Annotated in this window: 19 protein-coding genes; 11 read left to right on the top strand and 8 right to left on the bottom strand. The window is 65.8% G+C overall.

All coding sequences use genetic code 11. The features are described from left to right. Positions 1 to 9: 9 nt before the first annotated feature. From sppA to UP09_RS09605, 9 genes are all read left to right on the top strand, one after another. Complete coding sequence (gene sppA / locus UP09_RS09645) at positions 10 to 987, top strand: signal peptide peptidase SppA (RefSeq protein WP_044537905.1); 978 nt, start codon at positions 10 to 12, stop codon at positions 985 to 987. 171 nt (positions 988 to 1,158) lie between these two features. Then, on the top strand, positions 1,159 to 1,482 hold the full coding sequence (locus UP09_RS09640) for an integration host factor subunit beta (RefSeq protein WP_044537904.1): 324 nt from the start codon (positions 1,159 to 1,161) through the stop codon (positions 1,480 to 1,482). Between the two features lie 69 nt (positions 1,483 to 1,551). Next, positions 1,552 to 1,944, top strand: a complete 393-nt coding sequence (locus UP09_RS09635; protein WP_044537903.1) for a lipopolysaccharide assembly protein LapA domain-containing protein — start codon at positions 1,552 to 1,554, stop codon at positions 1,942 to 1,944. 74 nt (positions 1,945 to 2,018) lie between these two features. Beyond that, positions 2,019 to 2,678 carry a phosphoribosylanthranilate isomerase gene (locus UP09_RS09630; protein WP_044537902.1) on the top strand — a complete coding sequence of 220 codons (660 nt, stop codon included), beginning with the start codon at positions 2,019 to 2,021 and terminating at the stop codon, positions 2,676 to 2,678. After that, positions 2,675 to 3,892: a tryptophan synthase subunit beta gene (gene trpB / locus UP09_RS09625; protein WP_044537901.1), complete on the top strand. Its 1,218-nt coding sequence runs from the start codon at positions 2,675 to 2,677 to the stop codon at positions 3,890 to 3,892. The genes UP09_RS09630 and trpB overlap by 4 nt, the downstream gene beginning before the upstream one ends. Then, a complete protein-coding gene (gene trpA / locus UP09_RS09620) occupies positions 3,889 to 4,725 on the top strand; it encodes a tryptophan synthase subunit alpha (RefSeq protein ID WP_044537900.1) in 837 nt (278 codons plus the stop codon). The genes trpB and trpA overlap by 4 nt, the downstream gene beginning before the upstream one ends. A gap of 105 nt (positions 4,726 to 4,830) precedes the next feature. Continuing rightward, on the top strand, positions 4,831 to 5,772 hold the full coding sequence (gene accD / locus UP09_RS09615) for an acetyl-CoA carboxylase, carboxyltransferase subunit beta (RefSeq protein WP_044537899.1): 942 nt from the start codon (positions 4,831 to 4,833) through the stop codon (positions 5,770 to 5,772). Then, entirely contained in the window at positions 5,769 to 7,112 is a 1,344-nt protein-coding gene (locus tag UP09_RS09610; protein ID WP_044537898.1) for a bifunctional folylpolyglutamate synthase/dihydrofolate synthase, read from the top strand. The genes accD and UP09_RS09610 overlap by 4 nt, the downstream gene beginning before the upstream one ends. Positions 7,113 to 7,233: 121 nt before the next feature. Next, positions 7,234 to 7,974 carry a metallophosphoesterase family protein gene (locus UP09_RS09605; protein ID WP_044537897.1) on the top strand — a complete coding sequence of 247 codons (741 nt, stop codon included), beginning with the start codon at positions 7,234 to 7,236 and terminating at the stop codon, positions 7,972 to 7,974. A 159-nt stretch (positions 7,975 to 8,133) separates the two neighbouring features. On the opposite strand, the gene trxA is transcribed toward UP09_RS09605, so the two are convergent. From trxA to UP09_RS09585, 4 genes are all read right to left on the bottom strand, one after another. Further along, positions 8,134 to 8,454 (bottom strand): thioredoxin, encoded by a 321-nt coding sequence (trxA, locus tag UP09_RS09600; protein ID WP_016847387.1) that lies wholly within the window; start codon positions 8,452 to 8,454, stop codon positions 8,134 to 8,136. A gap of 117 nt (positions 8,455 to 8,571) precedes the next feature. Then, the gene (gene addA, locus UP09_RS09595) at positions 8,572 to 12,048 is read right to left on the bottom strand and encodes a double-strand break repair helicase AddA (RefSeq protein WP_044537896.1); all 3,477 of its coding nucleotides are present in this window, start codon (positions 12,046 to 12,048) and stop codon (positions 8,572 to 8,574) included. Further along, positions 12,042 to 15,188 (bottom strand): double-strand break repair protein AddB, encoded by a 3,147-nt coding sequence (addB, locus tag UP09_RS09590; RefSeq protein ID WP_044537895.1) that lies wholly within the window; start codon positions 15,186 to 15,188, stop codon positions 12,042 to 12,044. Before addB ends, addA begins: the two co-directional genes overlap by 7 nt. 90 nt (positions 15,189 to 15,278) lie before the next feature. Continuing rightward, positions 15,279 to 16,238: a LysR family transcriptional regulator gene (locus UP09_RS09585; protein ID WP_245301856.1), complete on the bottom strand. Its 960-nt coding sequence runs from the start codon at positions 16,236 to 16,238 to the stop codon at positions 15,279 to 15,281. 90 nt (positions 16,239 to 16,328) lie between these two features. Here UP09_RS09585 and UP09_RS09580 point away from each other — a divergent pair, with 90 nt between their 5' ends. Together UP09_RS09580 and UP09_RS09575 are read left to right on the top strand one after the other, a co-directional pair. Beyond that, positions 16,329 to 17,213, top strand: a complete 885-nt coding sequence (locus UP09_RS09580) for a hypothetical protein (protein ID WP_245301854.1) — start codon at positions 16,329 to 16,331, stop codon at positions 17,211 to 17,213. Then, a complete protein-coding gene (locus UP09_RS09575) occupies positions 17,210 to 18,223 on the top strand; it encodes a DUF2891 domain-containing protein (RefSeq protein WP_044537892.1) in 1,014 nt (337 codons plus the stop codon). Before UP09_RS09580 ends, UP09_RS09575 begins: the two co-directional genes overlap by 4 nt. 19 nt (positions 18,224 to 18,242) lie before the next feature. Here UP09_RS09575 and UP09_RS09570 read toward each other — a convergent pair whose 3' ends face one another. The 4 genes from UP09_RS09570 to UP09_RS09555 all read right to left on the bottom strand — a co-directional run bounded on the left by UP09_RS09570 (position 18,243) and on the right by UP09_RS09555 (position 23,514). Beyond that, entirely contained in the window at positions 18,243 to 18,965 is a 723-nt protein-coding gene (locus UP09_RS09570; protein ID WP_044538013.1) for a nucleotidyltransferase family protein, read from the bottom strand. Between the two features lie 124 nt (positions 18,966 to 19,089). Next, positions 19,090 to 19,407 carry a PilZ domain-containing protein gene (locus UP09_RS09565; RefSeq protein ID WP_044538012.1) on the bottom strand — a complete coding sequence of 106 codons (318 nt, stop codon included), beginning with the start codon at positions 19,405 to 19,407 and terminating at the stop codon, positions 19,090 to 19,092. An 85-nt stretch (positions 19,408 to 19,492) separates the two neighbouring features. Further along, positions 19,493 to 21,016 (bottom strand): tRNA (adenosine(37)-N6)-threonylcarbamoyltransferase complex ATPase subunit type 1 TsaE, encoded by a 1,524-nt coding sequence (tsaE, locus tag UP09_RS09560; RefSeq protein ID WP_044537891.1) that lies wholly within the window; start codon positions 21,014 to 21,016, stop codon positions 19,493 to 19,495. Continuing rightward, positions 21,013 to 23,514 carry a PAS domain-containing sensor histidine kinase gene (locus UP09_RS09555; protein ID WP_044537890.1) on the bottom strand — a complete coding sequence of 834 codons (2,502 nt, stop codon included), beginning with the start codon at positions 23,512 to 23,514 and terminating at the stop codon, positions 21,013 to 21,015. Before UP09_RS09555 ends, tsaE begins: the two co-directional genes overlap by 4 nt. Between the last annotated feature and the right edge of the window lie 227 nt (positions 23,515 to 23,741).

Raw genomic sequence — 23,741 nt, 5'->3', positions numbered from 1 at the left:
AGAAATTCGATGTCGCTGGATTCAGACGTGATCGTCGATCGCCGCCGTATCAGGCGCAAGCTGACGTTCTGGCGCGTCACCGCCGCTCTTGTTGCGATTGCGGCCATTGTGGGTGTGGCTGTGATCGCCAGTGGCGGGCGCGGCATGTTCGCAGCACCGGGTGCGATCGCGCGCGTCACCATCGAGGGGCTGATCCGCAGCGACCAGGAGCGCGTCGAGGCGCTGAAGCGACTCGAGACGTCGCAATACGCGGCTGTCGTCGTGCACGTCAATTCACCCGGCGGCACCACCGCGGGCTCCGAGCAGCTCTACGACTCGCTGGTGCAGCTGAAGGCCAAGAAGCCGCTCGTTGTCGTCGTCGAGGGACTGGCCGCGTCGGGCGGCTACATCACGGCGATCGCGGCCGACCACATCGTCGCGCAACAGACCTCGCTGGTCGGTTCGATCGGCGTGCTGTTCCAGTTCCCGAACGTCTCCGAACTGCTGAAGACAGTCGGCGTGAAGATGGAAGAGATCAAATCTTCGCCGCTGAAGGCGGCGCCGAACGGCTTTGAGCCGACCAGCCCGGAAGCGCATGACGCGATCGACGCGCTGGTGAAGGACTCTTATGCATGGTTCCGTGGATTGGTGAAGGAGCGGCGCGGCATGGATGACGCGCTGCTGCAAAAGGTCGCGGACGGACGCGTCTTCACCGGCCGGCAGGCGGTCGATCTCAAGCTGATCGACCAGCTCGGCGACGAGAACACTGCGATCGCCTGGCTTGTTGCGGAAAAGAAGGTCAAGAGCGACCTGCCGGTGCGCGACTACAAGCTCAATCCGCGCTTCGGCGACCTGACATTCCTGCGCACCGCGGCGTCCGTGACAGCAGATGCGCTTGGTCTTGGCGCCATCGCGCGGCGGATCGAGCAGGGCGGGATGGTGCAGGCGGTCGACCGGTTTGGGCTCGACGGCATGCTGGCTCTGTGGAGCCCGGCCGGAACCAACTGATCTGCACGGAGGCGTGCCTTTAGGCGCTTCCCGCTCTGCGGGAATTGCCACATGCCCTGTTTGGGCTATTTGTCACGTAATTTCACGGCGCCCAAAACTCATTTAGCGTCTTGACAGTGCAAGGCATTTTCACGGAAATGGACTTCCGCAAGATCCCGGATCCCACTGTCAATGATCAAATCCGAACTTGTTCAGCGTATCGCCGAGCACAACCCGCACCTCTATCAGCGGGATGTCGAGAACATCGTGAACGCGATTCTCGATGAGATCGTCGCTGCGCTGGCACGTGGCGACCGCGTCGAGCTGCGCGGTTTTGGCGCGTTTTCGGTAAAGCACCGCCCGGCGCGGGCAGGCCGCAATCCGCGGACGGGCGAGCATGTGCCGGTCGATCAGAAGAGCGTGCCGTTCTTCAAGACCGGCAAGGAGATGCGCGAGCGCCTCAATCGCGACGAAGCTGAAGCGCCCGAGGTCGACGCGCCGAAGGCCGACGCGTAACGCGACGTCTGGCGTTGCCGTGCTGCGGGCTGTGCGCCCGTGCGTTCTCCATCGCACTGAGAGATGGTCATGCGAAAGTTCATTACGGCACTGGTCGTCATCCCGCTCGGGCTGATCTTCATCATCTTCGCGGTCGCCAACCGTCATTGGGTGACGGTGTCGTTTGATCCCTTCAATTCCATCACGCCGGCGATTGCAGTCACGCTGCCGCTGTTTGTCGTCATCATCGCATCCGCAATCCTGGGCGTGATCGCAGGCGGCGCCGCGACCTGGGTCCGGCAGCGGCGCTGGCGCCGCGCCGCCCGGCAGCACGAAGCCGACGCCCGCCAGGCCCGCGCCGAGTTGACCGATCTCAGGGCCGCGGCGGTCCCCTCCCGGGGCGACGCGCAGCGGCTTCCGGCGCCGGCCCAGATCGGCTTTTACGGGTCCGCCGGGCGAGACAAGCAGGGCGCGACGTTGTAGAACCCGCCCCGTCGGGGGCCGCACCCTGGTTCCGGCCCCAAAAAACCCGTTTGAGAGACGCCCGTTCCAAGATCATGTCCCTGCTCGTCAAAATCTGCGGCCTGTCCACGCGCGAGACGCTCGACGTCGCGCTTGCGGCCGGCGCCGATATGGTCGGGTTCGTGTTCTTCTCCCCGTCGCCCCGCCACATCAGCCTCGAGGTCGCGCGCGATCTCGGCAGCCGCGCCAAGGGCCGCGCGGTGAAGGTCGCGCTCACAGTCGATGCCGACGATGCCACGCTGGAAAACATCATTGAGACGCTGCGGCCGGATATCCTGCAACTGCACGGCAAGGAGACGGTGGCGCGGCTGCGCGACATCAAGCAGAAATTCGGCTTGCCCGTGATGAAGGCGCTGCCGGTCGAGACCGTTGCCGACCTCGCCCCGCTCCCGGGCTATGCCGGTGTCGCCGACCGCATCCTGTTCGATGCCCGCGCGCCGAAGGATGCCACGCGGCCCGGCGGGCTCGGCGCCACCTTCGACTGGCACGTGCTGGAAAATCTCGATCTCGCTTTGCCGTATATGGTCTCGGGCGGGCTCTCCGCCGACAACGTCGCCGAGGCTGTCAGGGTCACTCGCGCCGGCGGCGTCGATGTGTCTTCGGGCGTCGAGCGCTCGCCTGGCATCAAGGATCCCGAGCTGATCCGCGCCTTCATCCGCGCCGCGCGCGCCACCCAAGAACTGATGGTTCGATGAATCCAAACCTGCCCAATTCCTTCCGCAGCGGGCCCGACGAGCGCGGGCATTTCGGCATTTTCGGCGGACGCTTCGTCGCGGAAACGCTGATGCCGCTGATCCTCGAGCTGGAAAAGGCCTACGCCGAGGCCAAGGCCGATCCGGCGTTCCAGGCCGAGATGAACGGCTACCTGAAGGACTATGTCGGCCGGCCCTCGCCGCTCTATTTCGCCGAACGGCTCACCGAGCATCTCGGCGGCGCCAAGATCTATCTGAAGCGCGAGGAGCTCAACCACACCGGCTCGCACAAGGTCAATAACGTGCTCGGCCAGATCATGGTTGCGCGCCGCATGGGCAAGAAGCGCATCATCGCCGAGACCGGCGCCGGCCAGCATGGCGTTGCGACCGCGACGCTGTGCGCCCGCTTCGGGCTCGAATGCGTGGTCTATATGGGCGCGGTCGACGTCGCGCGGCAGCAGCCCAATGTGATCCGCATGGAGATGCTGGGCGCCACGGTGATCCCGGTGCAGTCAGGCGCGCGCACGCTGAAGGATGCGATGAACGACGCGCTGCGCGATTGGGTCACCAACGTGCACAACACGTTCTATTGCATCGGCACGGTCGCGGGTCCGCACCCCTATCCGATGATGGTGCGCGACTTCCAGTCGATCATCGGCCATGAGACCCGCACGCAGATGCAGGAGGCCGAGGGCCGCCTGCCGGACTCGCTGATCGCCTGTATCGGCGGCGGCTCGAACGCGATGGGCCTGTTCCACCCGTTCCTCGACGATCCCAGCGTGGAAATCTTTGGCGTCGAGGCTGCTGGCCACGGCCTGACGCAGCTGCATGCTGCCTCCATCGCCGGTGGCCGCCCGGGCGTGCTGCACGGCAACCGCACCTACCTCCTGATGGATGCTGACGGCCAGATCGAGGAAGCGCATTCGATCTCGGCCGGGCTCGATTATCCCGGCATCGGCCCCGAGCATGCCTGGCTGCACGAGACTGGCCGCGTAAAGTATCTCTCGGCGACCGACGAGGAGGCCTTGGCTGCCTTCCAGCTGCTGTCGCGGCTGGAGGGCATCATCCCCGCGCTGGAATCGGCGCACGCCATCGCGAAATTGCCGGAGCTCGCGCCACAGCGGCCGAAGGATCATCTGATGGTGGTCAATCTCTCCGGCCGCGGCGACAAGGACGTGCCGCAGGTCGGCGACATCTTGAAGGGCAGGAAGACGTGACCACCCGTATCGATGCTACCTTCGCCGAGCTCAAGAAGCAGGGCCGCTCCGCCTTCGTCACCTTCGTGATGGCCGGCGATCCCGACCCCAAGACTGCGCTCGACGTCATCAAGGCGCTGCCGAAGGCTGGTGCCGACATCATCGAGATCGGCATGCCGTTTACCGATCCGATGGCCGACGGCCCGTCGATCCAGGCCGCGGGCCTGCGCGCGCTGAAAGCCGGCATGACGCTCAGGAAGACGCTGGAGATGGTCCGCGGCTTCCGCAAGGACGACGATGCTACGCCGATCGTGCTGATGGGCTATTACAATCCGATCTACATCTACGGCGTCGACACATTTTTGGTGGACGCGAAGGCCGCAGGCGTCGACGGCCTGATCATCGTCGACCTGCCGCCGGAAGAAGACACGGAGCTCTGCATCCCCGCGATGAAGGCGGGGCTGAACTTCATCCGGCTGGCGACGCCGACCACGGACGACAAGCGCCTGCCGGCGGTGCTCGCGAACACCTCGGGCTTCGTCTATTACGTCTCGATCACCGGCATCACCGGTAGCGCATCGGCCGACACGAATGCGGTTGGGGAAGCTGTCGCCCGCATCAAGCGGCATACCAAGCTGCCGGTCTGCGTTGGCTTCGGCATCCGCACCCCCGAGGCGGCGCGCGCGATTGCCGAAAGCGCCAACGGCGCGGTGGTCGGCACCGCCCTGGTTGATGCCCTCAAGGACAGTCTGGATGCCGAGGGCCGCGCGACGTCCAGGACTGTGACGGCGGTGGCGGACCTCGTGTCGTCGCTGGCCCAGGGGGTCCGGGGCGCCAAACAGGCCGCAGAATAAGCCACAATTTGCGGCAACAACGCCGCTGATGGCAGCTTGCCGGGTTTCGGCCGGCCCGCCATATATCCATGTGATGCGGGACCGACCCGCATGTCGGAGCGAACCATGAATTGGCTCACCAACGTTGTCCGGCCGAAGATCCGCAACATCCTGCGCCGCGAGACGCCGGAGAATCTCTGGATCAAATGTCCGGATTCCGGGCAGCTCGTGTTCTACAAGGACGTCGAGGCCAACCAGTTCGTGATTCCCGGTTCGAATTACCACATGCGCATGGGCGCGGTGGCGCGGCTGAAGTCGACGTTCGACAACGAGACCTGGTTCGACGTCGCGTTGCCTGAGGTCACGGCCGATCCGCTAAAATTCCGCGACGAACGCAAATATGTCGACCGCATCAAGGACGCCCGCACCAAGACCGGGCTGCACGACGCGATCAAGGTCGGTTACGGCAAGCTCGAAGGCGCCGGCGTCGTGATCGCAGTGCAGGATTTCGATTTCATGGGCGGCTCGCTCGGCATGGCCGCCGGTGAGGCCATGGTGCGCGGGCTCGAGCTCGCGGTCGAGAAGAAGTCGCCCTTCATCGTGTTCGCGGCCTCTGGCGGCGCGCGGATGCAGGAGGGCATTTTGTCGCTGATGCAGATGCCCCGCACCACGGTCGGCGTGCAGATGCTGCGCGAGGCCAAGCAGCCCTACATTGTCGTGTTGACCAATCCGACCACCGGCGGCGTCACCGCGTCCTATGCGATGCTCGGCGACGTTCAGATCGCCGAGCCCGGCGCGTTGATCGGCTTTGCCGGCGCGCGCGTGATCGAGCAGACCATCCGCGAAAAGCTTCCCGAGGGATTTCAGCGCGCCGAATATCTGCGCGAGCACGGCATGGTCGACATGGTCGTGCACCGCCACGAGATGCGGGCCACGCTGGCGCGACTGTGCCGTCTGTTCACGAAGTCGCCGGCGCTCGACACCCCGTCGAAGCCTGCGGTCGTCGTCACCGAGCCGGCCCAGATCGTCACGGCGCCGGAGGCGGTGCCGGCTGCGCCCCACGCGTGACCGCGAGCGCCGCCTCATCGCAGCCCTCGTTCGAGGCGCTGATCGCGCGGGTGTCGGCGCTGCATCCCAAGCGCATCGATCTCAGCCTGGATCGCATGCTCGCGCTGATGGAGCGGCTCGACCATCCCGAGCGCAAGCTGCCGCCGGTCATCCATGTCGCCGGCACCAACGGCAAGGGCTCAACGATCGCCTATTTGCGCGCGATCCTGGAGGCCGCCGGCCTGCGCGTCCACGTCTTCACCTCGCCCTATCTGGTGCGGATCAACGAATGCTACCGGCTGGGCGCAGTGGGTGGCGGTAAGCTCGTTGGCGACGACGAGCTGCGCGCGACGTTCGAACATTGCGAGCGCCTCAACGCCGGCAACCCCGTCACCATCTTCGAGATGGAAACGGCTGTTGCCTTCAGCCTGTTCGCAAAGCACCCGGCTGACGTCGCGCTGCTCGAGGTCGGCCTCGGCGGCCGGCTGGATTCGACCAACGTGGTCGAGACACCGCTGGCTTGCGTGATCGCGCCTGTCAGCATGGACCACATGGAATTCCTCGGTGATACGTTGCCATTGATCGCCGGCGAGAAGGCCGCGATCATCAAGCGCAAGGTGCCGGTGATTTCTGCCGAGCAGGCGCCTGAAGCGATGGCAGTCGTCGAGGCAGAGGCCAATCGCATGCGCGCGCCGCTGCACGCGGCCGGGCAGCAATGGCACGTCAGCGTCGAACGCGGCCGGCTGGTCTATCAGGACGAACGCGGTTTGATGGATCTCGCGGCACCAAAACTGTTCGGCCGTCACCAGTTCGACAATGCGGGACTTGCGATCGCAACACTGCGTTCAATCGACGCGTTCAAGCTCAATATCGCGGCCTACGAGGCCGGCATCGTCAATGCCGAATGGCCGGCGCGGATGCAGCGGCTGGTCTCCGGAACGCTCGTCAGCCAGGGGCCGCGAGGCTGCGAGATCTGGCTCGACGGCGGGCACAATGCCGAAGGCGGCCGGGTCGCGGCCGCAGCTCTCGGCGATCTCGAGGAGCGCGTGTCGCGGCCGCTGGTCGTCATCGCCGGCATGATGGGCAACAAGGACGCCGGTGCCTTCCTCGCCAACTTCGCCGGGCTGACGCGGCACATCATCGCAGTCCCGGTGCCTGGCCGTGACAACGGCATGCCGCCGGACCGACTGGCCGATGCCGCGCGCGCGCTCGGCATGCGCGTCGAGAATGCAACCGGGGTCGACGTCGCGCTGCAGCGGCTCGCCGCGCTGGCCTACGAGGTGCCGCCGCGGATCCTTATCACCGGCTCGCTCTATCTCGCCGGTCCGGTGCTTGCCGCCAACGGCACGCCTCCTGCATGAGACAACATTGATCCCGTAGCCCGGATGGAGCGAAGCGAAATCCGGGGGCGTCTCACTCCGCCGACAATGAACCCCGGATTACGCTTCGCTGCATCCGGGCTACGAAAGAATGAGAGACACAATGCGTTTTGCGGCCATCGCCGACATCCACGGCAATCACCTCGCGCTCCAGGCCGTGCTATCGGACATTCGCGCGCAGGGGATTTCCGAGATCGTCGATCTCGGCGACATGCTGAGCGGACCGCTCGACGCACGGCCGACGGTGGATATCCTGATGGAGCTCGGCGCGGTCCATTTGCTCGGCAATCACGACCGCTATCTGATCGACCGCCCACACGAGAAAATGAGCTCATGGGAACGGTTGGTCCATACGCAACTCGAGCCGCGGCATCTCGACTGGCTGCGCACGCTGCCGGCGAATTCAGTCTATCGCGACCAGGTCTTTCTCTGCCACGCGACGCCCGCGGATGACGAAACCTATTGGCTGGAGACGGTGCTGCCGAGCGGCGAGGTCTGCATGTCGTCGTTGGAATCGATCGAGGCGAGGGCCGTTGGCGTGGCGCAGAAGCTGATCCTCTGCGCCCATACCCACATCGCCCGCGCGGTCCGGCTTCGCGACGGCCGGCTGATCGTCAATCCCGGCAGCGTCGGCTCGCCTGGCTATCGCGATACCCATCCACACCCGCATGTCGTCGAGGCCGGCTCGCCCGACGCGCGCTATGCGATCCTCGAACAGGTCGATGGCGACTGGCAGGTGACCTTCCGCCATATCCCATACGACCACGAGGCGATGGCGGCGCTGGCGCGGCAGCACGGCAAGGCCGAGATGGCGTCGGCGCTGGCGACGGGATGGATCAGGTAATCTGTAGCCCGGATGAAGCGCAGCGAAATCCGGGACAAACCGATCCTCAGACGCAGCACCCCGGATTACGCTTCGCTCCATCCGGGCTACGGACGCGTCACAAACAAAAACGGCCAGCAATGCGCCGGCCGTTTCGCAAATCAGCAACTTCGAAACGGATCAGACCGCAGCAGTGATCCACTGCTGCAGCTTCGCCTTCGGCGCAGCGCCGACCTGACGCGAGGCCATCTCGCCGCCCTTGAAGATCATCAGGGTCGGGATCGACATCACGCCATATTTCGACGCGGTCTTCGGGCTCTCGTCGACGTTGAGCTTCACGATCTTGACCTTGTCGCCCATCGCGCCGGAAATCTCGTCAAGGGCGGGCGCGATCATGCGGCACGGCCCGCACCACTCGGCCCAGAAGTCCACGACCACCGGCCCGGTCGCCTTGAGCACTTCGGCTTCGAAATCGGCGTCAGAAACCTTGCCAACGGCCATGGGAGTACCTCGTTCGGTTGAAACAAAAGGGCGCGGAGGAGAATCGCGCCCGGTGAGCATGGGGCAAACGTATGAACGCGACCTTGCCGGGTCAAGCTCGGTCACGCCATGATGATCTTATGCCAGCCCGGCGTCCAGCGCGGGGGCGGAAATCTCCATCATTTCAGGCGTTTCGGTCCAGAGCAGCGCGGCGCGCACCGGGCGCTGGGGATAAAGCTTCGACAGCACCGCGCGGTACAGCGCGAGCTGCCTGACATGGCCCCTGGGCGCCTCGGCGGCGGTCTTCGGCGGGGTGTGGTTGGTCTTGAAATCCACGATCAGAACCTCGCCTGGTGTCACCACCAGCCGGTCGATCTGGCCGGAGACCAGCGCCTTCGGCTGACCCGGCCGCTCCAGCCGGCCGACGATCGAGACCTCGGGGCGGCTGCCGGGCGCGAACACCGGCGCAAAGCGCGGATCGTCGATCAGGCCAAGCACCTGGGCTGCGAGCGCCGCGCGTTCTTCGTCGCTCCAGCTATCGGCATTGCGGGCGAGATAGGCCAGCGCGGCGTCCTGGCGGCGCTCGGCGGCGACGTCGGGCAGCGACTGCAGCAGGCGATGCACCAGCGTGCCGCGCTGCAGGGCGCGGGCGCGCAGCAGGATGGATTCGCCGGTCCGCACCTGATGGCCGTCATGGTCAGCGGGGTCGGAGGGACGCAGCAGGCCCGGCGTGGAGGCTTCGGGCGTGGCCGAGGCACGCAGCCATGGCGGCAGTGCGGATGTCACCGGCGCCGCCGCCGCGGCTGCGCCGGTGGCATCCGTGACGTCCTCCGGCCGCGAATAGCGCATCACTTTGCCGGCGGGCGTCTCCAGCTCCTCGAGCTTCAGCCCGGAATTGGCGAGGCCCTTGGTGATCAAATCGTACCAGGAGGATTTCCGCACACTGTTCATGTTGCCGGGCAGGCAGCCGCCGACGATCAGCCGATCCGCGGCGCGCGTCATCGCGACATAGAGCAGGCGGCGATACTCATCCTCGGTGTCGCCGAGCATCGCCTTGCGCGCGTCGGCCACGCTGGGCGGATCCTCCGCCTTCTTGCCGGCCCACACCACGACGCCGGGCGCGTGCGGCGCGGCGTTGCCCTGGGGAAGATGGATCAGCCGCAGCCGTTGGGTGTCGGAGGGGGAGGTCGTGGTGTCGACGAGGAATACCACCGCGGATTCGAGGCCCTTGGCGCCGTGCACGGTCATGACACGGACCTCGTCGCGCGAGATCTCCATGTCGCGCTTCACCTCGGTGTCGGCCGCGCGCAGCCAAGCCACGAAGCCTTGCAGCGAGGCCGGCGCCTTGCGCTCATAGTTCAGTGCGAGCTCCAGAAATTCGTCGAGCGCGTCGTTGGCCTCATGCCCGAGTCGCCGCAGGATGCGCGCGCGGCCGCCGTCGCCGCCCAGCAGCCAGGCGTAGAACGCGAACGGCGTCTCGTCGGCAAAGCGGCGCTCGCATTGCTCGAGACGCTGAAGTACCGCCGAGAACCGATCGTCGGTCGGCGCGTGCTTGGCGAGCGCGTCGCGCAGCGAGCCGCGGCGTTGCCAGGCCAGCTTGAACAGATCGTCGTCGGTAAGGCCGAACAGCGGGCTCTTCAGCGCCACCGCGAGCGCGAGATCGTCCTGCGGCAGCAACAATGCATCGGCGAGATTCATCAGATCGATGATCGCGATGTGCTCGGTCAGCTTCAGTCGGTCGGCGCCGGCGACTGGAACGCCGGCGTGCTTCAACGCCTGGATCACCGCATCGAAGGCGTTGCCGCGCCGTCGCACCAGGATCAGCATGTCGCCATAGCGCAAGGGGCGGCGCGCACCTTCGCTGCCGGTCATGGTGCCGCTCTCGACCAGGCGCCTGATCTCGGCCTGGATCCGCTTTGCCAGCTTGACCTCGGGGCTCGTCATCGCGACGCCGTCGAACGGCGCGCGCCAGCCTTCGATGTCCTGGCGGTCGTCGGCCACGGCGAGATCCCAGAGCTCGATCAGGCTCGGGCCGGCGTCCGCCATTGCATTGTGGATCGGATAGCCGTTCTCGACCGCGTGGATGCTGCGAAAGATCTCCTGCTCGCGGAACACATTGTCGACCGAATGCAGGATCGTCGGCCCCGAGCGGAACGAATAGGTGAAGGAGACCGGATCGAATTTCAGCCCGGCATCCTCGAACCGCCTTTGCAACTCGCGGCGGCGCAGGTCGAATTCGCGCGGCGCGGCGCCCTGGAACGAGAAGATCGACTGCTTCTCGTCGCCTACCGCAAACACCGTGCGCATCAGGCCGTCGCGCGCGCCGGCGCCCGAAGTGAATTCCGAAATGATATGCGCAACGATGTCCCACTGCCGCGGGCTGGTATCCTGCGCCTCGTCGATCAGCACGTGATCGACGCCGCGATCGAGCTTGTAATGGACCCAGCCCGAGGAGACGCGGTCGAGCATGTCGAGCGTCTTGTCGATCAAATCGTCATAGTCGAGCAGGCCGCGTTCCAGCTTCTCGCGGCGATAGTTCGCGGCTGCCGCCGTGGCGATGTAGATCAGGGCCTCGGTGCGGTCGCAGGCAACCATGGCGCGGCGCCGCTCGATCAAGGGACCGAGCCGATCGACCTCCGATTCGAACCGCCGGCCTGCGACAGGATTCTTCTTGATGAAGTTGTTAGTGACGACCGATGCACGAGGCGCGCGGTCATCCGTAAGGAATACACCGAGGTATTCTTCGACCTGAGCTGCGCCGGTGAACGTCAATGCACTCCGCAGCCGGTCTGCCTGCTTTTGATCCGCTTTGGTGCTGGTGTCGAGTATCGATGCCGTTTCTTTCCAGCCCGACCTTGGCAGGTTTGGTCCGTCGACGATCTCACGCTCGACGTCCTCGATGCGATCGTCGGGCTCGACGCCGAGCGCGGCCGACATCTGCGCGGCGGCCGCGGCCGCGCTGCCCGCGGCATCGGTCCAGGCCATGAAATGGTCGCGGCTGAGGCAGGCCTCGCGGACCACGTCCTTGAAGGTAACGTCGGCGGCGTTCGCCATCGCGGTCATCAGCGCACGGCCGATTGGACTGTCGGGATTGCGCGCGGCGTCGAGGAACACGGCGAGATTGGCCCGCTCCATCATTTCGTTCTGGTCGCGGTCGTCGAGCACGGCGAAGCGCGCCGGTACGTTGGCCTCGAACGGAAATTGCTGCAGCAGCCGCGTGCACAGCGCATGGATGGTTTGCACCTTCAGGCCGCCCGGCGTCTCCAGCGCGCAGGCGAACAGTTTTCGCGCATCGCGCCTGAGCTTTGGATTCGGGTGGGCGATGCCGGCATCGCGGATCGCGTCATCGAGTGCAGCGTCATCAAGCGTCACCCAGTGGCCGAGCGTTGTGAACACGCGTTCGGCCATGTTGGCGGCTGCGGCCTTGGTGAAGGTAATGCAGAGAATCTTTTCCGGCGGCACGCCGTCGAGCAGCAAGCGGATCACCCGCTGCACCAGCACATGCGTCTTGCCCGAGCCGGCATTGGCCGACACGAAGGTCGACGCCTTCGGATCGGAGGCGCGCGCCTGGGCGTCGCGCACCGCCGGCGGAATCGGTCTGATAGCCTTCACCATTCCTCGATCCCCAGGCCGCCGGCGGCGGACCATTCCTTGATGCGCGCGAGATCGTCATAGGCGCCGTAGCGGTTGGCCCACATCGACAGGTTCAGCGAGGTGTAGGCCTGCTGCTCGTCGTCGAATGCGCGAATCAGCGCCTCCAACTTGCGCCGCGCGCTGTCGGCAGCTTCATCCGGCGGCTGCGGTGTGTCGTTGGGGCGTATCTTCAGTTCCAGCGAGCGCTCCTCGCCCGGCGGATTGTTGCCGCTCAGCCTGACATAGACGAGTTCGCCGACCGAGGAGTTGGCGGGAATGTCAGTGAAACCGCCCTCGCGCAGGATCGCGGCTTCCAGCGTGAGCTGCGGCGACAGGCCCATGCGCACCTGTTTTCCGGTCGGCGGCTGGCCGGTCTTGTAATCGAGGATCGCAAAGCTGCCGTCGTCACGCCGCTCGATGCGGTCGGCGCGTGCAGAGAGGGTGAAGGTCCTGATAGCATCGAGGGGAATGCCGATCTCGCCCCTTGTCTCGGCCTTGATGGCAACGATCTGACCGCGCCGCGCGGTCTCCCATTCCGCAAACCATGCCGCGATGCGCTGGAAGCGCGGCCACCACAGCGCGCGCGCCTCGGGGCGCTCCATCAGCGGCGCGAAATACTTGCTGCCGATCTCGCGCAGCGCCCGGATCGCGTCTGGTGGCAGCGCATCGGCATAAACTTGCGTGAATTCGCCGAGCGCCTCATGGATCGCCGAGCCGCGATCAGCGGCCGACAGCGGCATGTCGACGGGATCGAGCGGATCGAGCTTCAGGATGAAGCGCGCATAGATCGTATAGGGATCGCGCAACCAGTCCTCGATGGCGGTGACCGACATTTTCAGCGGGCGGGTTTCGCGCGGCGGCCGGGGCTCCGGCTGCGGGACCGGTTCGACCTTGTCGGGGCGATCGAGCTCAGCGGCATATTGCACATAGATATCGCCGGCCGCTGTCGCCGTTTTCCAGCGCGCCTCGCCGGCGACCGCTTCCAGCCGATGCAGGAAGCGCGAGGCGACAGCGGGCGCGCCGCCGACCTTGGCGGCGTGGGTGAGGATCACCTCGTCATGGCCGAGCAGTTGCGCAAAGTCGTGCGCGGAGAGACCGATGCGTCGCTCCGGCAGATCGAGTCCAAGTTCGTGCCGCATCGGCCGGCTCAGCCAGGGATCGATCCGCGGCGCCGGCGGCCAGACGCCCTCGACCAGTCCGCCGAGAATGACGCGATCGGATTCGGTGAGACGCGCTTCGAGCTGACCGAAGATGTTGAGTTGCGCGCGAGCGGACTCCGGCCGTCGCACCATGCGGTCGGCAAACGCCGTCTGGAACACTTCGGGATAGTCGGCCAGCGGCGTCATCAGCCCGCTCGGCTGCTGCTTGGCGAGGAGGTCGTCGAATGCCGACGCCAGCGCTGCGCCAGCCCGCTCCTCGAACACGATGGCGACGCCGTGCTGGTCTGAGGACAATGCCAGCAACGCCTCGCGATGGCGCGATGCCAGCTCGGCGAAGTCGTAAGGTTTTGACGACGCCATGCCCTCGAGCGGCGCCAGCGCCGCTTGCAGTTTTGCGATCAGCGCCTGTGCCTGATTGAGTTCGTCGTCTCGCAGGCGCGCGCGCTGCTCCAGCTTGTGCAACGATGAGGTTTCACCGCTGTTGAGCTTCACGAGTTCGGCACGGAAGCGTTGGAAATCGCGCGCAAGGCCGGCGCTGCCGGCCTGTGGCCTTGTGCCGCGCAACAGTGCCAGCTCCAGAACTTCGATCGCGCCTTTCAACGCGCCATGGGCGCCGCCGAGCCGAAACAGCGGATGCTTGAGCAGCGCGAGCAATGTCGGCGGTTCAAGTCCTCTGGCCGCGGCTTCCGCGGTGAGGCGGGCGAATACGCCGGGTGAGGTCTCCATCAGCGCGTCACCGCCGGAATCGTCGAATTCCAGATTCCAGCGCGTCAGCGAGGCCATCACGCGACGCGCCAGCGCGCGATCCGGCGTCACCAGCGCGGCCGACTTGCCGAGGTGCCGCGCCTCGCGCATCGCCACCGCGATCGCCAGCGCCTCCATCTCGGGATTGGGCGCCTCGACCACCGCAAGGTTGGTCATCCCGGCGGAGATGCGTTCGGCGATCTCCGGCCGTTCCAGTCGGTCGTGCCATTGTGCGGTGGCGGTCGACGGCCGCATCGTTTCCGACGCCAGCACGTCGCGGCCGAGCGGCGCTGACGCCGCGAGGCTCTCGACATCGCGTCGTTTGATGCCGAAGCGGTCGAGCAGCGCATGCATCGCGAATTGCGGATGGTTCGACGACGGCGGCGTAGAGAACCGGCCGTCCGCATTGCGCTCGCCGCCGATCGTTTGCCAGGACTCTTCGTCGAGGTCGGTGTCGAGTCCCGGCAGCACCACCGCGCCGTTCGAAAGCTTTGCGACCGCATGCAGGAATTTCGCGGTCGCCGGCATCGAACCGGTCGAACCTGCTGCGATCACCGGGCCGACGTGATGCGCGGTGAGTCGCGCCGCCTCCGCCTCGATCAGGAGATCGCGCCGTGCGGCCGGCTCGATCCGGCTTATCTCTTTCAGATAGTTCGGCCACGCATCGCGCGCGATACGCAGGAATTCGAGCGAATGCTGCCAGTATTTATCGAGCTGATCCGGTACGAGCTTGTCGAGCGCGCGCCAGTCGACGCCACGCGTCACCATGTCGTCCATGAGACGCGCGAGGTCGCCGGCAAGCTGCAGCGTCGAGGCCGGGCCGCCGACCACCAGTGGCGATGATACCGGGGTCTTCGCCCAGGCCGCGACCAGATGCGCCAGCGTCAGCCGGCGTTCGAGTTCGCCGAGTTTTGGCGGAATGTCGAGCGGCGCGGTGCCGCCAACCTCCTCGGACGGGTCCGCAAAGGCGAGTTCGTCTTCATCGATGTCACCGAGCGCGACGATGCGCGGCAGCACCGCGGCATCCGAATCGAGCACGTCGAGAAAAATCTCGCGCGCCAGCCGCCCGGCGCGCTGGGTCGGCAGATAAAGGGTGGCATTGGCGAGTTTCGCCGGGTCGTTCCGCGCCTCGAATCCCGTGACCAGCCGGCCATCGACCAGGGCCGAGATAACGGTGCGCAGGAACGGCGCGGAGACGGGAACGCTGAAAACGCGCATGAGCTGCCTGATTCGGAACAGGCGCCAATATAGGGAGCGCCGGCCGCCATTAGCCACCCCTGTCGTCACCCGCATCGGGTCGGCGTTGCGTCAGCCGGAGAGCCGACCGGTGCAGCGGCTAACGGCATCCAGAAACCATCGCAGCGCCGGATCTGCACTGGCGCGTTGGCTATGGACGAGATCGATTGCAAAGGCGGGGATCTCGAAAGGTGGCGTGATGACGGCAATGCCGGCGACATGCGTGAAGCGTCGTGCGACGCGCTCGGCCATCGTGGCGACGAGATCGGTGCCGGCGACCGCAAAGGGGACGGCTACGACGTGCGCAAGCGTCATCGCCACCCGGCGCTTCAGTCCGTGGCGGGCCAGCAGCCCGTCAATCACGCTTGGCAGGCCGTCGCCGCCGGCAGACGAGAACAATGCGTGCGGCAAGGCCGCATAATCCTCGAGGCTCAGATTCTCTGTGCCATTCGCGCGTGTCATGTCGCGGATACAGACAAAGCGCTCCTCGAACAGCCGATGCCGAACGCAACGCGGCGAGTCCGGCAGGTGACCGCCGATCAGCGCATCGAGTTCACCGCGCTCGAGCTTCGCGAGCGCCGCCGTCGCATCGGTGAGCGGGCGCACGGCAAGGTCGATGCCCGGTGCCTCCCGGCGCAACAGACGGATCAGCTCCGGCACCAGGACCAGATCGCCGTAATCGGTCACGGCAATCGAGATGCGCCGTCGCGCCGTGGACGGATCGAAGCCCTGATCGGGTGCGAGCACGCCCCGGATCTGCCGCAGCGCCTCCCCGATCGGCCCTGCGAGTGCCAGCGCCTTCTCGGTCGGCTGCATGCCCGCGCCGGCGCGCAGGAACAACTCATCCGCAAACAGCGCGCGCAGTCTTTTCAACGCACTGCTCATGGACGGCTGGGCCAGCCCAACGCGCTCGGCCGCGCGGGTGACGTGGCGCTCCTCCATCAGCGCCTCGAAGGCGACCAGCAGATTGAGGTCGATGGCGGATAAATTCATAAGAGTAATAATGGATATAGTAATAATCAATTTCAACAATGATTTGTTCGCGCCTACGCTCCGGGCATGACGACACGGCGGAACGAATTGAGGCGGGAGTTCGCGGGGTGGATGCCTCGCGGGCCGACATTGCTGATCCTCGGGGTCCTGGCCGGGCTGGCCTTCCCCTCCCTGGCGGAAGCCGTGCGCCCGCTGATGGTGGCCGCGATCTTCGTTCTAGTTCTCGGCACCTTTCTTCAGGTCGACGGCGGGGCTTTCCGCCAAGCGTTGCATCGGCCGACGGTTTGGCTGCTGTTGCCGGCACTGGCCATGCTGGCTTGTCCGCTGCTGGTCGGCCTTGCAGCGCGAGGCGCCGGATGTAGCGCAGAGTTGATTGTTGCGCTGGTGCTTTCGGTGAGCGCCCCACCTTCGAGCGGCACGGCCGCGGTTGCAAAAATGTTGGGCTTCGATGCGACCGTCCCGCTTGCTGTCACGCTGCTGTCGATGGCTTTGGCGCCGATCACCGTGCCCTTGATCGCGGCATCGTTCGCGGGCCTCACGCTCGATCCGATCGCCCTAGCGGCGCGGCTTGCGCTGCTGGTCGGCGGTGCGGGCGCGGCGGCACTGCTGCTGCGCCACCATGCCGGCGCACTATTGATGCAGCATTCGCGCATTATTGACGCCGCCGTGCTTGCCGCGCTGCTTGTTTTCGCAATCGCCACGATGGCGGGGGTGCGCGCGCAGATCGAGGCGCAGCCCGCAGCCGCGCTCATTTGTATCGGCCTTGCCTTCGCCTGCAATCTCGCCCTGCAAGTGCTTGGTGCCCTGCTCACCCCGGGCAGCCTGGCCGAGCGGCTGACCACCGGTCTCGTGCTCGGCAACCGCAATGTCGGACTGGTCTGGTCCGCCATGGGCACGACGGTGTCGCCGATGACGGCGCTGTTCTTCGCGGCCACGCAGTTTCCGATCTACATGACACCGCGCCTGATCGAGATCATTGTTCGGCGCACGCGAAAGGAACATTCTGCAGCATGAGCGCCACGATCCTCACCGAAGACCTTGCCGTCGGCTTTGCCCGCATCGCCCTCGGCCATGTGCAACGGGAATATCCCAACAAGCCGGACCATACGCTGGCCGGGCCGCAGGATGCGCGCACGCCGCGCGACCTGCATCCTGTTTTCTACGGCAGCTATGACTGGCATTCCTGCGTCCACAGCTACTGGCTGCTCGCCCGGCTGCTGCGCCGCCACCCGCGATCTGACGCCGCAGACGAGATCCGCGCGCTGTTCGACGAACAGTTCGTCACCGAGAAGATCGCCGCCGAATGCGCCTACCTCGCGGCGCCGACGGCGCGCGGCTTCAAGCGGCCCTATGGCTGGGGTTGGCTGCTGAAGCTGGCGGCAGAAATTTCTTTGCTCGACGAGACGCGTTGGCGCGAGCGAGTAGCCCCGCTCGCCGGCATCTTCGCGCAGCGCTTTCGCGATTTCCTGCCGCTCGCTACCTATCCGGTGCGTGTCGGCACGCATTTCAACACGGCTTTCGGGCTGCGCATGGCCGCCGATTATGCCGCCGCGACGCAGGACAGCGCGTTCAGCGCCCTCTTAACTGAAACGGCTCTGCGCTGGTATGGAGCAGATGTGGATTGTCCCGCCTGGGGCGAACCCAGCGGAGACGACTTCCAGTCCTCTGCGCTCATCGAAGCGGAGTGCATGCGCCGCCTGCTGGCGCCGGATGCGTTCCTGCCCTGGTTCGACCGTTTCCTGCCGCGACTTGCGCGGCACGAACCCGCAACGCTGTTCCGGCCGGCGACCGTCACCGACCGCACCGACGGCAAGATTGCGCATCTCGATGGGCTCAATCTCAGCCGCGCGTGGTGCTGGCGTGCTTTGGCCGAAGCGTTGCCGGAAAGCGATGCTCGCCGCCCGATCCTGCAGGATGCCGCACGACGCCATCTCGACGTCGGCCTGCCGCATATTGCTGGCGACTATATGGGCGAACATTGGTTGGCGAGCTTCGCTGTCCTCGCCATCGACGACGATCGTTGATGCTGGGGCGGTCGACGGCTTACGCGACGCTTTCCAGGAAGGCTTCTTCCGCGGCCTGGATTGCGTCGGGGGTTCCGACATGCATCCAGACGCCGTCGAGGCGCAGGCCGAACAGCCGCTCCTGGTCGTTGGCACGGTCGAACATTTTCGTCAGCGAGAACTCGCCGGCGGGGGCATCGGCAAACAGCGCCGGCGACATGATCGCGGCGCCGGCGTAGACGAACGGCACCACCTGGTGCTCCCGCCGCTTGCGCAGCGCGCCGTCGGGCAGCATCGCGTAGTCGCCGCGGCCGCTATAACCGATGCTTGAGGTGGTCGGCGCCATCAGCAGCAGGATGTCCATCCGTGCGGGGTCGAAGGCTTCGGCGAGCCGCGCCAAATTGGAGCGTACGCCGTCGATCCACATCGTATCGGCGTTGAGATGGTAGAATGGCGCCTCGCCAAGCAGCGGCAGCGCCTTGACGACCGCGCCGCCGGTGCCGAGCACCTGGTCGCGCTCGTCGGAGATGATCACGCGCGGGCGGCTGCGGGTCTTGACGTGCTCGATGATCTGGTCGGGCAGGTAATGCACATTGACGACGGCTTCGCTGACGCCGGCGCTGGCGAGCTTGTCGAGCACGTGGTCGAGCAGCGGCTGGCCCGCCACGCTCACCAGCGGCTTCGGCATCGTGTTGGTCAGAGGGCGCATGCGCACGCCGAGGCCCGCGGCAAGCACCATGGCTTTGTGGGGGGTGACGGACATCTTCCGGACAGTCTCGGTCATAATTTCTCTACGCCGATCATATCACGGCGATTCGGCAAGCATATCGATCAGACGCCATAGTCATCGGACATGACGGCCTTAAGACGGCAACGGCGATAGAGGTTCAAACGTCGACCTGCGCGCCGCGTTTGGCCGCTTTCTTCTTCTTGTCGCCTTGTTTCAGGAAATTGACGCCGATCTGATCGCCATTGACCCATGCCAGCTCGCAGCGGCGATAGGCCAATCCTGTGGACGACAGCAGCAGGAAAAATTCTTTCAAATGCAGGCCTACGACCGAGCCCTCGACGGTGAGCTTGGCGCCGGTCTCGGACACGTCTTCCATGGTGCAGTCGCGCCGCCAGGTGCCGTCGATGCCCATCATGTGAGCCGCAAACCCGCGCTCAAATGTGACGCGCTCGCCCCTGCGTCGTTCCGCCGCCATCGTGTGGTCCTGCTCCAAACCGGCGGCCCCTGAATGGAGCACAGCCGGCGTCAGATTAGGCGGCCCTTGGCTAACAATCGGTAAACTACGGTACCGGAGGAGGGACGTTGACCGCATACCAGTCACGGACCGCGGCGAGCGCGGGGTGGGCCAGGGACCGGTTGAGGTAGGTCCAGATCCGCGGCTGGTGTTTGAGATATTGCGGCTTGCCGTCGCGCCAGTTGAGCCGGGCGAAGGTGCCGAGCAGACGGGTGTTCCGCTGCGCCGACATGATCGCGTAGAGCTCGGCGAAGCTGGCCGGATCGAAGCTCTCGTCGGTCGTGCGCCGCGCCTTGATGTAGCGGGTCAGGAGCGACAGTTCGAGCTGTTCCGGCACGTCGATCCGCGCGTCCTGCAGCAGCGACACGACATCGTAGGCCGCGGGCCCCAGCAACGCATCCTGGAAGTCGATGATGCCGACGCGCAGGATCCCCGTGCGCTCAGTGAGCCAGATGATGTTCGGCGAATGGAAATCGCGGATCACCCAGGTCCGTGGTGCGGCGGCGGGCTTTTCCAGCAATGCGCGCCACATCGCGACAAATTCGGCGCGGAGTTGTTCGCTCGGCTGGACGCCACGATCGGGCATGTACCATTCGATCATCAGCCCGATTTCGATCAGCCAGGCGTCGACATCGAAGACCGGAATGTCGTAGTTCACCTCGGCCGTCAGCGGCAGCGTCTCGGGCAGAGTCTCGCGATGCAGTGCCGCCAGCATGTCGGTCGCCGCCTCATAGCGCGCGGCGATCGGCCGCGGCGGATCGCCTTCGATCACGCCGGCGCTGCCGAAATCCTCGGTGATGAGAAACCCGGCTTCGAGATCCGTGTGCCGGATCGCGGGCGCGGAGAAGCCGTGCTTGCGCAGGCCATTTCCGATCGCGACGAAGGGCCTGACATCCTCGGCGAGATGCACCGCCGCGCTGTAGGACTGTCCGTGATAGATCGCGGGGCCATCCGGTCGCCGCGGCGAGTTCATCAGGATGACGCTGCCATTGTCGTCGCGCAGCCGCGCATAGGAGCGCGTCGAGGCATCGCCGGGCATCCGCTCGCGTCTGGCAGCGAGATAGCCCGATTTGTCGAGGAATTGTCGCAACAGCTTCAGACGCGTGATTGTCGCGGCAGCTTTGCCGTGGCCGGTGATCTCGGCCGCGCGCGCGGTCGATCCCAATGCCGGGCGATGGCTGAAAGTGATGTCGATGCGGTCCTCGGGGAGTGCGTCAGGCGCGCGCTCCGGCCATTCGATCAGCGCCACGATGTCGTCCGGCAGCGGTGCCAGCCCGATCTCTTCCAGCTCGCTTGGATCGTTGATGCGGTAGAGGTCGGCGTGGACAAGCGGAAATGACGGCAGCTCATAGCTTTGCGCCAGCGTGAAGGTCGGACTCGGTACCTCGAGCGTCTCGTCGTCGGCGAGGTAACGGATCAGCGCGCGGGCAGCTGCGGTCTTGCCGGCGCCGAGATCGCCCGAGAGCGTGATGACGTCGCCGGCGCCGATCAGCAGCGCGAGGTCGGCCATCAGCTCTGATGTCGCGGTTTCGTTCGCGAGCGCGACCGAGAATGTCGAGGCCGCGATCATTCCGCAGCGTTGCGATGCGCGGTCGGAAAGTCGCAGGTCACGGTGGTGCCCTTGCCGACGGTCGAATCGACGCGCACCTGGCCGCCATGCAGTTCGACAAAGGAGCGCACCAGCGACAGGCCGAGCCCTGCGCCGCGGTGCCGCGAGCCATGGGGATGGCTCTCGAACCAGTTGAAGACCTTGTCCTTCATCTCCGGCGCGATGCCCGGCCCGGAATCCGTGACGGCGAACACGACGCTGTGCTCGGTCCGCTGCGCGCTGATCGTGACGGTCGAGTCGTGCGGCGAGAAGCCGACGGCGTTGGCGAGCAAATTATAGAGCACCTGGACCACGCGGCGTTCGTCGCCGACGAAGCCGCCGATATCGGAATCGACATCGACCTTGAGCGCGATGCGATCGGTCGCAAGCCGGTCCTGGATGCCTTCGGCCGCCGCCTCGATCGTCTGGCCGATATTGACCGGGCCGAGCTCGAGCCGCATCGCGCCGGCGTCGATGGTGGCGAGATCGAGGATGTTGTTGGTCAGCGCCAGCAGCGCGTTGGTCGATTTGGTGACGTAGTCGAGATACTCGGCCTGCTTCGGCGTCAGCGGCCCGGTCGAGGGATCGCTGAGGAAATGCGCGAAGCCGATGATGGTGGTAAGCGGCGCGCGCAGCTCGTAGGAGACGTGGTGGACGAAGTCCACCTTCATCTGGTCGGCCGCCTCCAGCGCCTCGTTGCGCTCGCGCAGCGCGCGCTCGATATTCTCGGTGTCGGTGATGTCCTGGAAGGTGAGCAGCGTCGCGCCGTCGGGCAGCGGGATGGTCATGCAGTCCAGCACGCTGCCGTCCTTGCGCTCCAGCTTGAGTGCGACCTGCGCGCGGTTTTCGATCGAGGTGACCGACTCGCGCAAGGCGCGCCAGGTCAGCGCATCATCGTAGAGCGGCTTGCACAGCGCTTCCACCGCCTCGATATGCGGCTCCCCGTGCAGCGCGTCGGACGACAGCTTCCACATCTTGCCGAACGCCGGATTGAACAGTTGGGCGCGGCCGTTGCTGCCGAACACCGCGACCGCCTCGGCGAGGTTGTCGAGGGTTTCGCGCTGGACCCGCGTCAGGCCGTCGAAGCGGCGCGCGAGGTCGAGGCTCTCGGTGACGTTGTCGAACAGATAGGTGATGCCGCCCTCGAGGTTCGGCGTGGTGACGACGCTGACCGCGCGGCCGTCGGGCAGGAACCAGGTATAGGTTTCGGATTCGACCGCGCGATAGGCCTCATGCAGCTTGGCCTTCCAGGCGCGGAAATCCGGCTGTTCCGGCAGTTTGCGGTTGGCGCGCAGCCGGTCGAGGATGCTGGAATCATCAGGATTGCCGTCGAGGAAAGCCTGATCGAGGCCCCACAGCCGCCGGTAGGACTCATTGTAGAAGGCGAGCCGCCGGTCGGCGTCGAACACGGCAACGCCGGACGACAATTGGTCGAGGGTGCGCCGGTGCGCTTCGACCATCCGCGTCATCGCTGCGCGCAGCGCTGCCGCCTCGCTGGCGTCGATCGCGATGCCGGCGCTGCCGCTGCCGAGCCGGAGCGCCTGGATGTCGTAAATCCGCCGCTCGCCGCTGACGACGATCGGCAGGCGCGCGGCATAGCTCGCATTGTCGTTGAGCGCCCGGCTCAGTTCGGTGCGCTGATCGGTTTCGAGCAGCTCCAGATTGCGTTGGATCGCATCCGCGACGCTCTTGCCCTCGGTGGCGTGAACATAGGCCGCGTTGGCGTAGCGCAGATTGCCTTCCGCGCTCTTGCCCCAGATCGGCCAGGGTGCGGCAGCGGCGAAGTCGCGCAGCAGTTCGCTCTCTTCCTGCAGTGTCTTGTAGCGAAGGTTCGATTCGGCGAGCTCCCGCCTGAGGCCGCCGAGTTCGCGGATCCGGACAATCGCCTGGCCGCCGATCGCGCGGCCCATCGCCTCGACGGCGCGGCCGGCCGAGGTCGACAGGTTGAGCAGGAACGCTTCGCCCTTGTCGCGCAGCGCATCGACCGCGTGATCGATTTGAAGCGCCGGCTCCGGCGGCAGCCAGGTTCCGAAGGCGAGGATGCGCTGCGGAGACCCCTCCTGCGACATCACGAGCGAGATGTCGCCACTGATCTGCGGGCGGTTGTCGCCCGCGGCCCAGGAGATCAGCACCTGCGGCTCGGCGAACAGCAATGCACGCAGCCGGTCCGACTGCGCCTGCAGGTCGACGATGTCTGAGCGCAGCCGTTCCTCGTTCCGGGTCGCTCGGACGCGGGTACGCATCAACAGGATCGCAGCGACGACGGAAAAGCCGACCAGCGCAAGCGACGTCGCGAGAACCGCGACCTCCTGATGATTGAAGCCGAAATGATCCGAAATCGCCTGGGCGAACGGCGTCTCGGCGGCGAACGCCGCGCGCGCAGGCAGCAATGCGCTGATGGCGAGCCCCAGCATGCCGTCGCGCGCCAGTGAGGTGCATGACAGCAGGGTTCGACGCATGGCCGCGGCTACGCCCGTCATAGTTTGCCCCAGAACGCACAACTCCCAAGCATGATCCGGAAAAGTGGAGACCGGTCTCCCCTCGCGACAGACGCGTAGCGTTTGCGCGGGGCGTCATGCCCAAGCAGGACCAGAAAGCCCGACGAAGACCCCCCGTCGTGCTCGAATCAAGCCAGAATAGTCCCAAGGGGAGTCGGCGAGTAAGAGTCCAGACCGTGAACGCTATATCCGCTGTGAAAAAATGCACG

This window comes from Bradyrhizobium sp. LTSP885, from assembly GCF_000938305.1.
In the GTDB taxonomy this organism is placed as follows: Bacteria; Pseudomonadota; Alphaproteobacteria; order Rhizobiales; family Xanthobacteraceae; genus Bradyrhizobium.
The sequence above is the reverse complement of the archived record's forward strand: the minus strand, read 5'-3'. Positions and strand labels throughout refer to the sequence as shown.